The 13,017-nt window shown below is 51.8% G+C and carries 17 protein-coding genes; 11 read left to right on the top strand and 6 right to left on the bottom strand.

The features are described 5' to 3' along the window. Positions 1-129 precede the first annotated feature (129 nt). Together PMI41_RS13165 and PMI41_RS13160 are read left to right on the top strand one after the other, a co-directional pair. Positions 130-540, top strand: coding sequence for an SRPBCC family protein (locus PMI41_RS13165; protein WP_008125515.1), 411 nt, complete (start codon positions 130-132; stop codon positions 538-540). A gap of 3 nt (positions 541-543) precedes the next feature. Beyond that, a complete protein-coding gene (locus PMI41_RS13160; RefSeq protein ID WP_008125512.1) occupies positions 544-900 on the top strand; it encodes a VOC family protein in 357 nt (118 codons plus the stop codon). A 33-nt stretch (positions 901-933) separates the two neighbouring features. On the opposite strand, the gene PMI41_RS13155 is transcribed toward PMI41_RS13160, so the two are convergent. Then, on the bottom strand, positions 934-1,494 hold the full coding sequence (locus PMI41_RS13155; RefSeq protein WP_008125510.1) for an NAD(P)H-dependent oxidoreductase: 561 nt from the start codon (positions 1,492-1,494) through the stop codon (positions 934-936). An 88-nt stretch (positions 1,495-1,582) separates the two neighbouring features. Here PMI41_RS13155 and PMI41_RS13150 point away from each other — a divergent pair, with 88 nt between their 5' ends. From PMI41_RS13150 to arsH, 4 genes are read left to right on the top strand one after another with little or no spacing between them, the layout of a single operon-like run. Beyond that, positions 1,583-1,987, top strand: coding sequence for a helix-turn-helix domain-containing protein (locus PMI41_RS13150; protein WP_008125509.1), 405 nt, complete (start codon positions 1,583-1,585; stop codon positions 1,985-1,987). A 43-nt stretch (positions 1,988-2,030) separates the two neighbouring features. Then, positions 2,031-2,378 carry a metalloregulator ArsR/SmtB family transcription factor gene (locus tag PMI41_RS13145; RefSeq protein ID WP_040854850.1) on the top strand — a complete coding sequence of 116 codons (348 nt, stop codon included), beginning with the start codon at positions 2,031-2,033 and terminating at the stop codon, positions 2,376-2,378. 36 nt (positions 2,379-2,414) lie between these two features. Beyond that, positions 2,415-2,786, top strand: coding sequence for an arsenate reductase (glutaredoxin) (arsC, locus tag PMI41_RS13140; RefSeq protein WP_008125507.1), 372 nt, complete (start codon positions 2,415-2,417; stop codon positions 2,784-2,786). Further along, positions 2,786-3,493: an arsenical resistance protein ArsH gene (gene arsH, locus PMI41_RS13135; RefSeq protein ID WP_008125506.1), complete on the top strand. Its 708-nt coding sequence runs from the start codon at positions 2,786-2,788 to the stop codon at positions 3,491-3,493. The genes arsC and arsH overlap by 1 nt, the downstream gene beginning before the upstream one ends. 65 nt (positions 3,494-3,558) lie before the next feature. Here the strand turns inward: arsH and groL are convergent, their stop codons facing one another. The 3 genes from groL to PMI41_RS13120 all read right to left on the bottom strand — a co-directional run bounded on the left by groL (position 3,559) and on the right by PMI41_RS13120 (position 6,176). Next, complete coding sequence (groL, locus tag PMI41_RS13130; RefSeq protein ID WP_008125505.1) at positions 3,559-5,205, bottom strand: chaperonin GroEL; 1,647 nt, start codon at positions 5,203-5,205, stop codon at positions 3,559-3,561. A gap of 56 nt (positions 5,206-5,261) precedes the next feature. Further along, a complete protein-coding gene (groES, locus tag PMI41_RS13125) occupies positions 5,262-5,558 on the bottom strand; it encodes a co-chaperone GroES (protein WP_008125504.1) in 297 nt (98 codons plus the stop codon). A gap of 255 nt (positions 5,559-5,813) precedes the next feature. Beyond that, entirely contained in the window at positions 5,814-6,176 is a 363-nt protein-coding gene (locus PMI41_RS13120) for a helix-turn-helix domain-containing protein (protein WP_008125501.1), read from the bottom strand. A 102-nt stretch (positions 6,177-6,278) separates the two neighbouring features. Here PMI41_RS13120 and PMI41_RS13115 point away from each other — a divergent pair, with 102 nt between their 5' ends. Continuing rightward, positions 6,279-7,292 (top strand): zinc-binding alcohol dehydrogenase family protein, encoded by a 1,014-nt coding sequence (locus PMI41_RS13115; RefSeq protein ID WP_008125500.1) that lies wholly within the window; start codon positions 6,279-6,281, stop codon positions 7,290-7,292. Positions 7,293-7,301: 9 nt separating this feature from the next. Here the strand turns inward: PMI41_RS13115 and PMI41_RS13110 are convergent, their stop codons facing one another. Together PMI41_RS13110 and PMI41_RS13105 are read right to left on the bottom strand one after the other, a co-directional pair. Then, on the bottom strand, positions 7,302-7,616 hold the full coding sequence (locus tag PMI41_RS13110; protein ID WP_008125498.1) for a metalloregulator ArsR/SmtB family transcription factor: 315 nt from the start codon (positions 7,614-7,616) through the stop codon (positions 7,302-7,304). Beyond that, a complete protein-coding gene (locus PMI41_RS13105; protein ID WP_008125497.1) occupies positions 7,613-8,629 on the bottom strand; it encodes a cation diffusion facilitator family transporter in 1,017 nt (338 codons plus the stop codon). The genes PMI41_RS13110 and PMI41_RS13105 overlap by 4 nt, the downstream gene beginning before the upstream one ends. A 154-nt stretch (positions 8,630-8,783) precedes the next feature. Here PMI41_RS13105 and PMI41_RS13100 point away from each other — a divergent pair, with 154 nt between their 5' ends. The 4 genes from PMI41_RS13100 (at position 8,784) to PMI41_RS13085 (ending at position 12,917) form a co-directional block, all read left to right on the top strand. After that, positions 8,784-9,641, top strand: a complete 858-nt coding sequence (locus tag PMI41_RS13100; protein ID WP_008125496.1) for a TIGR01459 family HAD-type hydrolase — start codon at positions 8,784-8,786, stop codon at positions 9,639-9,641. A gap of 11 nt (positions 9,642-9,652) precedes the next feature. Further along, entirely contained in the window at positions 9,653-10,633 is a 981-nt protein-coding gene (locus PMI41_RS13095; RefSeq protein WP_008125495.1) for a bifunctional riboflavin kinase/FAD synthetase, read from the top strand. Between the two features lie 100 nt (positions 10,634-10,733). Then, on the top strand, positions 10,734-11,579 hold the full coding sequence (locus PMI41_RS13090; protein ID WP_008125494.1) for a MipA/OmpV family protein: 846 nt from the start codon (positions 10,734-10,736) through the stop codon (positions 11,577-11,579). 219 nt (positions 11,580-11,798) lie between these two features. Continuing rightward, positions 11,799-12,917 (top strand): vWA domain-containing protein, encoded by a 1,119-nt coding sequence (locus PMI41_RS13085; RefSeq protein ID WP_244423937.1) that lies wholly within the window; start codon positions 11,799-11,801, stop codon positions 12,915-12,917. Positions 12,918-13,017: the final 100 nt, after the last annotated feature.

The raw sequence follows: 13,017 nt of genomic DNA, 5'->3' as shown, positions 1-13,017 counted from the left end.
CGATGGGTAAACATCGGCCTTGCTAAATCCCTCGACCTTGCCCGCGGATTCCCTCCGGCAGAATGACTCTATATAAGCAAAACTTGCTCTGGGATAAAATCGATTATAGCATTCATGGGAGGACACGCCATGACAGCGCATGAAGCACGAAGCCTGCAAATTGCAATTCAACGCAACTGGCAGGACGTTTACCGATATGCAAGTCTGCCTGAGAATTTGCCGGAATGGGCTTCGGGGCTAACGTCGGGCCTGCAAAAATCCGGCAATGAATGGTTGGCGGACGGGCCTGCCGGTAAACTGCGTCTCCGTTTTGCACCGGAAAACGAATTCGGCGTACTGGATCATTGGGTGATCACTGAAACAGATGAGAATGTTTACATTCCGTTGCGAGTCGTCGCCAATGGTGATGCTTCGGAGGTAATATTCACCCTGTTTCGGCTGCCGGGCATGGACGATGAAAAGTTCACGGCAGATGCGGCGTGGGTAATGCGCGATTTGCAAAAACTGCGCGATTTATTGGAAGCGCAATTGGTGGAGTGACTTATGGCAGACAGTCCGGGACGCGATAAACAAATCAACTATATCGAGTTCAATGTCGATGACGTTTCACGCGCGAAAGATTTCTACGGCAATGCTTTCGGTTGGACTTTTACGGATTACGGTCCCGGCTATTGCGAATTCAACGATGGTAATCTGAAAGGCGGGTTTGCTCATTCCGATGGTGTGAAAACGGGAGGGCCATTGGTTATTCTTTTTGCAGACGATCTTGAGCAGACCCTGGCACATGTCAAAGCCGCAGGCGGTACAATAGCAAAAGAAATATTTGATTTTCCGGGCGGCCGGCGATTCCATTTCCGTGATCCGGAAGGCTACGAACTGGCCGTGTGGTCTGACAGGTAAGAGAGGCGGCTGCCTTGGACAGCCGCCATTGCATCAGGCGCCGCGAGCGGCCTTCAAAGCATTTCCCCACCAGACAAGCTGATCGAGCTGTGCACCGGCTGCTTCATTAAGATGAGCATAGTCGCCCAGCTTCTTCTCTGCCTTAACGACGGTCAGATATTCGGGGAAAGAAATGTGAACGCCGGTTTTAACCGATGCCGCACCCATCTCGACAAATATGAGGCGTAGATGTTCCACGGCGCGAGCGCCGCCAACCCCGCCATAACCGACAAAACCCACTGGCTTCTGAATGAACTCGCCCAGATCAATGGCATTCTTCAGGACAGCGGTCGGGGCATGGTTGTATTCAGCGACTGTGAAAATGTAGGCGTCGAGTGAACGAAGCTTTTTCTTCCAGCGTTCTGCCGTCTCGGTTTCGGCGGTGGTGCTGCGCTCTTCGCCGAAGAAGTGCATGGGATAGTCCAGAAGATCGATAATTTCGACTTCAACATCATCGCGTTGTCCGGCAACTTCTGCGATCCATTTGGCAGGAAACTCGGCAAATCGGCCAATACGTGTGCTGCCGACGATAACGCCGATTTTTAATTTTGCCATTTTCAGAAATCCTTGTCTTGGGGTGGTAACTATTTGTGACCGGAGCTATATAAGTGACTGAAGAAAGCTGAAGCAAGGAGGCACTTTTTTGAAACCGAAGCACTTTGAGGTAACTCCTGCTTGTGGCGCAGTTCATCAAATTCTTTCCCGTGTGGGAGATAAGTGGACTGTGCTCGTCGTAAATTATCTCGGTGCCGGGTCGATGCGTTTTAACGAGTTGAAGCGCACGATCGACGGCATTTCACAAAAAATGCTGACCAGCACTTTGCGTGGTCTGGAACGCGACGGATTTGTAACGCGGACTGTTTTTCCAACCATCCCGCCACGTGTCGATTATGAACTTACCGATCTTGGCCGTGAGTTGCTTGTGCCTGTTCGCGGTTTGGCCGATTTTGCCATCCAGAATGAAGTGCGCATAGCCACTGCACGTGCGAAATTCGACTCGACAAATGGTGTTGAACTGGTGGCGCCATTCGCCCAAGCAGCCGAATAACATTGAAGTTGACATGTATCCATATATCTGGTTTTCTAGATATATGGATACAGAAAAAGCACTTGAAGCCTTTGGCGCGATTTCCCAGCGGTCTCGTCTCGATATTCTTCGGCTGTTGGTAAAAGCTGGCGCAGATGGCATTGCTGCGGGTGAAATCGCAGATGCCATCCAAGGCAAACAAAACACAACATCCACCAATCTGGCGATCCTGACGCGTTCCGGCCTTATCGCTGCTTCGCGGGAAGGCAGAAGCGTAATCTATCGTGCGGATTATTCGGGCATAGGGGCCTTGCTGGCATTTTTACTTGAAGATTGTTGCGGAGGTCGTGCTGAAATCTGCGGGCCACTCTTGCAAACCCTATCCGATGATAAGCGACGATCCTGCTGCTGACTTTCGATCCTCCTCAAGTTTCGGATTCATTATTCAATGTCTGTCATAATTTATCACAATCCCTCATGCGGCACGTCACGTAACGTACTGGAAATAATTCGCCAGAGCGGAGAAGAGCCGGAAATCATCAACTATCTGAAGATACCTCCTACACGCGAGAAGTTGCTTGAACTCGTCGCGGCGATGGGAGGAAGTGTTCGCGATGTTTTACGCGAAAAAGGCACGCCTTATATGGAATTGAACCTCGGCGATCCCAAATGGAGTGATGACGAGTTGATCGATTTCATAGTGGTGCATCCGATACTCATGAATCGCCCAATTGTTGTTACTGCCAGCGCTACAAAGCTTTGTCGCCCGTCGGAGACAGTGCGGTCATTGCTCGATGCTGCGGAAAGGAGGCGGGGGTGATGAATGACTTGCCCAATATTGCCGCCAATCAGTTTCGTCCGATTGAGAGATCGAAATTAACACCCGTAATCTCCAGCCATGCTCCGCGGATTTTAATACTTTATGGATCATTGCGGGATCGATCCTACAGCAGATTTCTCGCTCAGGAGGCTGAACGACTACTCAGAGCACTTGGTGCTGAAACGAGGATCTTTGATCCAGCCGGATTGCCGTTACCCGATGGCGCGCCAGCAGACCATCCCAAGGTCGTAGAACTGAGGGAATTATCACTATGGTCAGAGGGGCAGGTGTGGATCAGTCCGGAGCGCCATGGCGCGATGTCGGGGGTGCTGAAATCGCAAATTGACTGGATACCCCTGGCAGTCGGTTCGATAAGGCCAACACAGGGGCGAACCCTGGCAGTCATGCAGGTATCCGGTGGCTCTCAATCATTTAACGCAGTGAACCAGATGAGGGTACTCGGTCGGTGGATGCGAATGATCACAATTCCAAACCAGTCGTCTGTTGCCAAAGCCTATCAGGAATTTGACGAGCAGGGCCGCATGAAACCTTCCGCCTACTATGATCGCGTAGTAGATGTCATTGAGGAGCTTGTGAAATTTACACTGATCAGCCGCGATGCGTCTTCCTATCTTACGGACCGTTACAGCGAACGTAAGGAAAAGGCAGCGGTGCTGGAAGAACGCATGAGCTTGAAATCCATTTGATACATCGGACAACAAAAAAGGCGGGTCAAAACCCGCCTTTTCCGTAATTGTGAGGGGATGACTTCTTAGAAGTCCATACCGCCCATGCCGCCCATTCCGCCACCTGGCATCTGTGGTGCGCCGCCATTGTCCTTCTTAGGAGCTTCGGCGATCATGGCTTCTGTTGTTACGAGAAGACCAGCAACGGATGCTGCATCCTGCAAAGCAGTACGAACAACCTTGACCGGATCAACAATACCGAGAGCGATCAGATCGCCATATTCACCGTTGGCTGCATTGTAGCCGTAGGTGTCTTTCTTGTTGTCGAGGATCTTGCCGATGACGATAGAAGCTTCATCACCTGCGTTTGTTGCGATCTGGCGAGCCGGAGCCTGCAGAGCACGACGAACGATGTTGATGCCTGCGTCCTGGTCAGAGTTTGCACCCTTGAGCGTCAGGTTTGCAGAAGCGCGGAGAAGAGCAACACCACCGCCAGGAACGATACCTTCTTCAACAGCAGCGCGAGTTGCGTTGAGAGCGTCGTCGACGCGGTCCTTCTTTTCCTTCACTTCAACTTCAGTTGCACCGCCAACGCGGATGACTGCAACACCGCCAGCGAGCTTGGCAAGACGTTCCTGCAGCTTCTCACGATCGTAGTCGGAAGTTGTTTCGTCGATCTGCTGCTTGATCTGGCCGACTCGGGCGTTGATTTCGCCCTTCTTGCCATGACCGTCAACGATCGTGGTGTTTTCCTTGGTGATCGACACCTTCTTGGCGCGGCCGAGCATGTCGAGCGTAACGCTTTCGAGCTTGATGCCGAGGTCTTCGGAAATAACCTGACCACCGGTGAGGATAGCGATGTCTTCCAGCATTGCCTTGCGGCGATCGCCGAAGCCAGGAGCCTTGACAGCAGCAATCTTCAGGCCGCCGCGCAGCTTGTTGACAACGAGCGTAGCAAGAGCTTCGCCTTCTACGTCTTCAGAAATGATGACGAGTGGCTTGGAAGTCTGAACAACGGCTTCGAGAACAGGCAGAAGGGCCTGAAGGTTCGAAAGCTTCTTCTCGTGAAGAAGGATGTAGGCGTCTTCGAGATCAGCAACCATCTTTTCAGGGTTGGTCACGAAATATGGCGACAGGTAGCCGCGGTCGAACTGCATGCCTTCAACGACTTCGAGTTCGGTGTCAGCGGTCTTGGCTTCTTCAACGGTGATAACACCTTCGTTACCGACCTTCTGCATTGCCTTGGCAATCATTTCACCGATTTCAGTCTCGCCATTGGCAGAGATCGTGCCAACCTGCGCAACTTCTTCGGAAGTCTTGATCTTCTTGGCGCTCTTGCCGAGCTGCTTGACAACTTCAGCAACAGCAAGATCGATACCGCGCTTCAGGTCCATTGGGTTCATGCCGGCAGCAACAGCTTTGCCACCTTCCTGAACAATAGCCTGGGCCAAAACAGTAGCAGTCGTGGTGCCGTCACCAGCAATGTCGTTCGTCTTCGAAGCGACTTCACGGACCATCTGTGCGCCCATGTTTTCGAACTTGTCTTCAAGTTCGATTTCCTTGGCAACAGTCACGCCGTCCTTGGTGATGCGCGGAGCGCCGAAGGACTTGTCGATAACAACGTTACGGCCTTTCGGGCCGAGCGTTACCTTGACAGCATCTGCAAGGATGTTAACGCCGCGCAGCATGCGCTCACGCGCGTCGCGGCCGAATTTTACTTCTTTAGAAGCCATTTTATCTCTCCTGGGATTTAACCCGGTTTGATCGAAATATTATTGGGTGACGGTGATTAGCCGAGGATGCCGAGAATGTCGGATTCCTTCATGATCAGCAGGTCTTCGCCGCCGATCTTGACTTCCGTACCGGACCACTTGCCGAACAGGACGCGATCGCCTGCCTTGACATCGAGTGGTACGAGCTTGCCAGCTTCGTCACGAGCGCCTGTGCCTACGGAGACGATTTCGCCTTCCTGTGGCTTTTCCTTGGCAGTATCCGGAATGATGATGCCGCCTGCAGTCTTTGCTTCCGATTCAACGCGGCGTACAACGACGCGGTCGTGAAGCGGGCGGAACTTGGTCTTGGCCATGGTTAGAACCCTTGATGGTTGGTGTCAAAACGGTTTCGCAAACAGCTTAGCCATTCGCTTTATTAGCACTCGCTATCAGTGAGTGCTAACTGGAGCTGGAGATAGTGGGAGGGGTCGGAAGAGTCAAGGGAAGGCTTGGTGAAAACTTTCTCGCAGACCTCAAAAAAATTAGTGGTGTCAAAGCAAAATTGTCGCCGTTTCACATGCTTGCATGAAAATATGATGGGAGGATGTCAATGCGGGAGTATTCCACAACTACGCCGCAACATCCTGATCGCTCTCCAGTGCCGGCAAGTGAGCCTCGCCCCACGCTTTCAGGGAGTTGATAACCGGCTCCAGACTACGGCCACGCTCCGACAAAGAATATTCTACTTTGGGCGGGACCTGCGCATAGACTTTACGAACGATCAGCCCATCCGCTTCCAACTCACGAAGTTGGTTGGTCAGCATGCGCTGAGTGACATTATTCATTTTGCGGCGGATTTCATTGAAGCGCAGCGTCCCGGTCATCAACTGATAAAGGATCACGCCTTTCCACTTACCATCGATCAGATCAAGAACACGCTCGACCCTGCAACCGGGAGAGGCATTTGGTTTGGGGTGTCGAATACGAGCCATTACAGTATCCTTTTTGACACTATATACAGAAAATGTGCGTTCTTGCACATTTAAACCTTTGCGCGCAAATAGGCCAGACCTCATTCAATACGGAGCAAAACAATGCGTGCAGTTGCCTATTTCGAACCACAGGCCGTTACGGCAGAAAATTCGCTCGTCGATGTCGACTTGCCCAAGCCTGAGGCGACAGGCCGGGATATTCTGGTGGAGGTAAAGGCTGTTTCGGTTAATCCCGTCGATACCAAGATTCGCAAGGGTGTGAAACCGGATGAGGGCTCGGCAAAAGTGCTAGGCTGGGATGCCGCGGGCATCGTTGCTGCTGTCGGGCCTGACGTAACCTTCTTTAAATCGGGTGATGAAGTATTCTATGCTGGAGCCGTGGATCGGTCAGGTACCAATGCTGAATTTCATCTCGTCGATGAGCGAATCGTCGGAAAAAAGCCAGCTTCGCTGGATTTCGCTTCCGCAGCGGCTTTGCCACTGACCTCGATTACGGCATGGGAAACGCTCTTTGATCGGCTTGATGTAAAGTCGCCGGTAGCCGGCGGAGCTAACGCGATTCTTATTGTCGGTGGAGCTGGCGGCGTCGGCTCGATTGCCGTGCAGCTTGCGAGACAGTTAACTGACCTCACGGTCATCGCCACAGCCTCGCGTCCCGAAACTCAAGAGTGGGTTCGCGATCTTGGAGCGCATCACGTTTTGGACCACTCCAAACCACTTGCGGCGCAAGTCGCTGCGCTTGGCATTGATGCGCCGGCCTTTGTGTTCTCGACGACCAATACTATCGATCATTTGAGCGAACTTGTGGAATTGATTGCACCACAAGGCCGGTTTGCTCTGATTGATGACCCGAAATCGCTTGATGCGGTCGTGTTCAAACGAAAGAGCATTTCGCTTCATTGGGAGATGATGTTCACCCGGTCATTGTTCAAAACAGCGGATATGGATGCACAGCATCGCTTGCTCAATGAAGTGTCAGCGCTTGTGGACAAGGGAACAATCAGAACCACCTTCAGCGATGATTTCGGACCTATTAATGCCGCTAATCTCAAAAGAGCGCACGCTTTGATTGAGAGTGGCACTGCCAAAGGCAAAATCGTCTTGTCGGGTTTCTAGCCCGGCAGGTCAGTCCTCACCATGATCCTCGCAAACATGGTGAGCCATATCGACGAGCATGTCGCTGACATGCTTGTCAGCCAACTCGTAGAAGATCTGCTTTGCCTGCCGGTTGCCACGCACCAGCCGCGCGCCGCGCAGCAAGCGCAAATGATGGCTGACCAGTGACTGGGATATATCCAGACTTGCCGCGATATCGCCAACCGAGCGGGGAGCATCAAGACAGAAGAACAGGATTCGTAGCCGCGTCGGGTCGCCCAGCAGTTTGAAAGTTTCTGCCAGAATAGTCGTATCGAGTTGGGATGGTACCGATACCGTGCTCAATGTTTGTGACCCTCATGGCTGTGGTCGTGTGCCGCGTGTTCATGATCACCATGACCGGTGTGATCATGTTCCGCGTGATCATGCTCATCGGAAGTCTCGGTGCCGAGGCAGCAATCAACAACAGAATCAGCAAAGTCGATGGCAATAGTTGAGTGCTCGATTTCAAACTTTTTAACCAGCTCCGCTTCTACAGCCTTTACTAGCAGACGAGGATCAGCCCCATCTTTGGGACGGACATGAAGCGTAGCCAAAGCTTTGCCCGAGGTAATCATCCAAACATGGACGTGACGTACACCGGCCAGATTGGGGATTGTTTTCATAAGGTGCTGCTCAATTTCTTCCGGTGCAGCATTTTCCGGTGCACCCTCAAGCAATATGTGAAGTGAATTGCGCAAAAGCGCCCAGGCACTGCGCAGGATCAGCAAGCAAACGAGGACCGAAAGGATCGGATCGATTGGAGTCCAGCCGGTGTAGTAAATGACAATAGCGGCGCTTATGGCGGCAACCGAGCCGAGCAGGTCGCCAAGAACATGCAGGATCGCGCCTTTAATATTGACGTGGTCTTTATCGCCGCGTGTTAGAATCCAGAAGACGCCAATATTTATCAGCAGACCTATGGTTGCAACTATAAACATTGGACCTGCAAGCACTTCGCCAGGATTGCGGAAGCGTTCAAAGGCTTCAATCGCGATCCAGACGAGGATAGCGAAAAGCGCAATCGCATTGATCAGACCGGCAATCACTTCAAATCGCAGATATCCGAAAGTACGGCGTTCATCGGCGGCACGTTTGCCGAAGCGGAAGGCCGCATAGGAGAGAGCCAAAGCTCCCGCGTCTGTCAGCATATGTCCAGCATCGGCAATCAAAGCCAATGAGCCCGACAAAACGCCGCCGATAACTTCCACAATCATGAACGTAAATGTGATCAGAAAAGCGATCAGAACCTTGCGCTGATTATCAGCAGTTATTTTGGGAGCATGATCATGTGCGTGATCGCCGTGGGAATGCGTCATGTGAACCTCATTTGACAACAAACATATCGATATCTATTCATATGTTTGTTGTCAACCTGCCCAAACAGCTTTTGGTTGCGATCCTGAGTGACACTTTTCGTGCAATCAGGTAAGCGGTGTTGCAACTGGATTACCGGCATGGAGAAAGATCGGCATGACCGACATGGTACACTTGGCAAGTCTTGACGGCTTGATCGATCGTTATGACGTGCTTCTTTGCGATGTTTGGGGTGTTTTGCATAATGGTGTTGATTCTTTTGCTGCCGCATCAAAAGCATTGGCCCGCGCTCGAACTGCAGGCCTGACTGTGATTCTGATAACCAATGCACCGCGGCGCTTTGATAGCGTGGCCGCGCAAATTCATGAGCTTGGTGTACCTGAAAATGCCTATGATCGCATCGTTACATCGGGAGACGTTACACGTGAATTGATCCGCAATGCACCGCGCCGTGTGTTTCACCTCGGGCCGGAGCGCGATGAAACGCTCTATGAAGGGCTGGACGTTGATCTGGTAGAAGAACGCGAGGCCGATGTCGTTGTGTGTACCGGGTACTTTGATGACGAGACGGAAACGCCAGCTGATTACGCTGAAATGTTGACGCGCTTTCGTTCACGTGATCTGCCGTTTATATGCGCCAATCCTGACATTGTCGTAGAGCGCGGTGACCGTCTGATCTGGTGTGCTGGTGCACTTGCCCGGGATTATGGCCAGCTTGGTGGTAGGACGTTGATTGCCGGCAAGCCACATCGCCCGATTTACGAAGCCTCGATTTCAGCGGCAGAAGAGGTTCGAGGCAAACCTGTTGACCTCAGCCGTGTCATAGCCATCGGCGATGGTATGTTGACAGACGTCAAAGGAGCCGACCTTTTTGGTATCGATGTACTTTACATTTCCGGGGGCATTCACGCAGGAGACTACGTCGATGGGGGTGTGCACGACGTCGAAAAACTGTTGGCCTTCTTGAAAAAACACGGGAGTAATCCCGTTGCTACCATGCCTGCTTTGGCCTGAGGACAAGGTTCATGACAATTCTGCGTTTGAGCGACCCTTCGCAGTTGCCCCTTAACTTGAGGGGCGCTGTTGTTGCCATAGGCAATTTTGACGGCGTTCATCGCGGCCATCAGGCTGTTCTGGGGCGGGCTCTCGAAGCTGCGCAAGCGGCAGGAAAGCCCTCACTGGTATTGACGTTCGAGCCGCATCCCCGGAGCGTTTTTGTACCGGACCAACCCGTGGACAGGCTGACACCGGCTGCGGAAAAAGCCAGCATTCTTGAGGCTCTGGGTTTCGACGCGGTGGTTGAATGCCATTTCACCCGCGAGTTCTCGCAATTGACCGCGGATGATTTCGTGGATCAAATTCTGGTCGGAGCACTGGGCGCTAGCCGCATTGTCACGGGTTTTGATTTCCATTTCGGGAAGAATCGCCAGGGCGGCCCCGCTTTCCTGATGGAAGCTGGTGAAAAGCGCGGCTTTCACGTTACGCTGGTTGATGCATTTCGGGATGAAGGCGGGCAGGCGGTTTCATCGAGCCGTATCCGTTCGCTGTTCGGAGATGGTGAAGTTGTGGAAGCGGCCGGACTTTTGGGGTATCGCCATCGTATTCGTGCCGAAGTGGTACATGGCAAGCAGCTTGGCCGGACGATTGGCTTTCCCACTGCCAATATGGTTTTGCCGCCTGAAACCCATTTGAAACATGGTATTTATGCCGTCCGTTTCCGGCGCGGGGATGGCACTCTTTACGACGGGGTTGCAAGTTTTGGCCGCAGGCCGACGGTCGATACTGATGGAGAGCCATTGCTGGAAACCTATGTCTTTGATTTCTCCGGCGACCTTTATGGAGAAACCTGCGCAGTATCGTTTTTCGCCTATCTTCGCGGCGAAGAAAAATTTGATGGCCTCGAACCAATGATGCTGCAGATCAGAAAAGATGAAGAAGAGGCGCGGGGGCTTTTGCAGGGCGTGAAGCCGCTCTCCCCACTCGACGACAGGATTAATTTTGTCTGAAATGGCAAATTGTTTACCATAAGAATAAATCCAATTTTATCTATCATTCCGTAGCTTGGCCCGGAATTGCCGTCTCCCAAGGCAAATTTCGGAGTTTGATATGTCTATACGTTTAATTGGCGCCCTTGCCGGCGCAGTCTTTTTCGCGTCTCCCGCAATAGTTCTTGCTGATGAATATTATAGTGACCCTGAAACAACGACCAGTAGCCCAAGAGGCGATCACTGGTGGTCTGGAGACTGGTATTTAACATTGGGCGCAAAGGGCTTTGTCGCTCCGCGCTATGATGGAGCAAGTGACTACCGTCTGCTTGCCGCGCCAGTTATATCGCTTGGCCGCGCCGGAAAAAGCGAGAAGTTCTCCTCTCTCAATGACAATGCCTCCATAGGTTTTGTTGACACAGGCGTGTTTCGCGCAGGTTTGACAGGCAAACTGGTCTCCGGTCGTGACGATGATGATTCCCGTGATTTGAAGGGATTACACGATACCGATTGGGGCGTTGAGGTCGGTGGTTTTGCTGAGTTCTATCCCACAGACAATATTCGCGGCCGTGTTGAAGTGCGTCGCGGTATTGGTGCGCATGATGGCGTTGTTGCGGATTTTGCCGTTGACGCCTTCACCGATATCACGCCAACTATTCGTGTATCGGCCGGTCCACGCGCAACAGTAGCGACCAAGGATTACTTCCGAGAATATTACGGTGTTAACCCTGCCGAGTCCGCTGCATCGGGTCTGAAGGAATACAGGCCCGGAGGTGGCTTGAAGTCACTCGGCATAGGCGGGCAGATCACCTGGAAAACGACCGATAAGATCACCACAAGCGCCTATGCGGAGTATAGCCGTTTGATGGGACCGGCTGCGGACTCAAGTCTTGTCAAAGAGCGTGGATCGGCCAATCAAGCAACCTTTGGCCTCCAAGCAACCTATCGCTTCGACTTTTCACTTTAATATTTACGGCGTTCCAGTTTCACCTGCATGAATACGGCGAAGTCATGCTTTGCCGTATTCTCACCATTTTGTGCAAGCGTGCCGAGTGAACTATTCAAGTATACTGACATATATTACCAGCAGTTTGCTTGGTTTTTCGACCCTTCATACCAGCTTTCAGGTCTCCAAAATTAAACCTCATTCAATTCTGAAGAATGTTTGATCACTTTTTGGAGAGATATGATGTTCAGATTGTCTCGTGCTTTGATCTTGGGTCTTTCCAGCTGTCTTGCAACTATCTCCTATAGTCCTGGCGCTTTTTCCAGCCCCAACCGCCCGCAAATAGAAATTGCCTTTGTCCTCGACACTACGGGGTCCATGGCGGATTTGATTGACGGTGCGAAGCGTAAAATCTGGTCAATTGCCAACACGATTATTGATGTGAACCTCGACGCGGACATCCGCATGGCTTTGATTGCTTACCGGGATCAGGGCGACGCCTACGTGCTTAAAACATTCGATATGAGTTCGGATGTTCAAGGTCTTTATGGCAACCTCATTAAACTGACTGCGGATGGAGGTGGCGATACACCGGAATCAGTCAACGAAGCACTCGACACGTCTGTTCGTAAAATCAAATGGAGCAAAGACGATAACACCAAGAAAATTGTATTCTTGGTTGGGGATGCGCCACCACATATGGATTACGATAATGCGCCGAAATATCCCGATGTGTTGAAGCGCGCGAAGCAGGATGACATTACGGTCAATGCGATTCAGGCAGGCGACGATCCGGATACTACCAAGGTCTGGCGTGAAATAGCTCAACTTGGCCATGGTCGATACATGGCGATTCCCCAAGATGGGGGGCGCATTACAATCATCGAAACCCCGTTCGATAATCAAATCATTATCCTGCAGCAGAAAATCGACAAAACGGTCATTCCTTATGGCGATCGCGCGGCACAAGAGAATATCCGATCCAAAATGGAGACCAAGGCGATGGCTCCAGCCTCTGTTCAGGTAGATAACTCACGCTATTACTCAAAGAAAGCTGGTGCCAAGGAAGTTGTTACTGGTGGCGGCGACCTTTTGACTGACGTCAAAAATGGGTCAACGAAGCTCGACTCCGTCGATGAAAATGAGCTGCCAAAGGAATTGCGTGGAAAATCCAAGGCGGAACTTCAGTCTTACATCGACAAACAGTCGGCTGAACGCGGCGCGATGGAAGGGGACATGACGGATCTGGTCAGGAAGCGTGACCGCTATCTTGCCGAAAAAACAAAGATTACCGGGAAAACCGATAAAAACTCGTTCGATAATGTCGTGGAAGAAACATTGCGCGAGCAATTGAAATAGAGCCTCGCCAGCGGCTCGTATCGCCCTTAACGAAGTTTATTGCGTCTGCCCCTTTATTCTCGCGAGCGTGATTGCTAAAAGCGCGATCATGAAAACCGTT

Source organism: Phyllobacterium sp. YR531, assembly GCF_000282595.1.
Taxonomy (GTDB): Bacteria; Pseudomonadota; Alphaproteobacteria; order Rhizobiales; family Rhizobiaceae; genus Phyllobacterium.
Note: the sequence above shows the minus strand (reverse complement) of the source record. Positions and strands in the feature narration are given on the sequence as shown.

Bases quoted from the DNA above. Each gene is read 5' to 3' on its own strand.
- PMI41_RS13165 (WP_008125515.1), top strand. From the start codon at position 130: ATGACAGCGCATGAAGCACGAAGCCTGCAAATTGCAATTCAACGCAAC.
- PMI41_RS13160 (WP_008125512.1), top strand. From the start codon at position 544: ATGGCAGACAGTCCGGGACGCGATAAACAAATCAACTATATCGAGTTC.
- PMI41_RS13155 (WP_008125510.1), bottom strand. From the start codon at position 1,494: ATGGCAAAATTAAAAATCGGCGTTATCGTCGGCAGCACACGTATTGGC.
- PMI41_RS13145 (WP_040854850.1), top strand. From the start codon at position 2,031: ATGGATACAGAAAAAGCACTTGAAGCCTTTGGCGCGATTTCCCAGCGG.
- arsC (WP_008125507.1), top strand. From the start codon at position 2,415: ATGTCTGTCATAATTTATCACAATCCCTCATGCGGCACGTCACGTAAC.
- arsH (WP_008125506.1), top strand. From the start codon at position 2,786: ATGAATGACTTGCCCAATATTGCCGCCAATCAGTTTCGTCCGATTGAG.
- groL (WP_008125505.1), bottom strand. From the start codon at position 5,205: ATGGCTTCTAAAGAAGTAAAATTCGGCCGCGACGCGCGTGAGCGCATG.
- groES (WP_008125504.1), bottom strand. From the start codon at position 5,558: ATGGCCAAGACCAAGTTCCGCCCGCTTCACGACCGCGTCGTTGTACGC.
- PMI41_RS13120 (WP_008125501.1), bottom strand. From the start codon at position 6,176: ATGGCTCGTATTCGACACCCCAAACCAAATGCCTCTCCCGGTTGCAGG.
- PMI41_RS13115 (WP_008125500.1), top strand. From the start codon at position 6,279: ATGCGTGCAGTTGCCTATTTCGAACCACAGGCCGTTACGGCAGAAAAT.
- PMI41_RS13105 (WP_008125497.1), bottom strand. From the start codon at position 8,629: ATGACGCATTCCCACGGCGATCACGCACATGATCATGCTCCCAAAATA.
- PMI41_RS13100 (WP_008125496.1), top strand. From the start codon at position 8,784: ATGACCGACATGGTACACTTGGCAAGTCTTGACGGCTTGATCGATCGT.
- PMI41_RS13095 (WP_008125495.1), top strand. From the start codon at position 9,653: ATGACAATTCTGCGTTTGAGCGACCCTTCGCAGTTGCCCCTTAACTTG.
- PMI41_RS13090 (WP_008125494.1), top strand. From the start codon at position 10,734: ATGTCTATACGTTTAATTGGCGCCCTTGCCGGCGCAGTCTTTTTCGCG.
- PMI41_RS13085 (WP_244423937.1), top strand. From the start codon at position 11,799: ATGATGTTCAGATTGTCTCGTGCTTTGATCTTGGGTCTTTCCAGCTGT.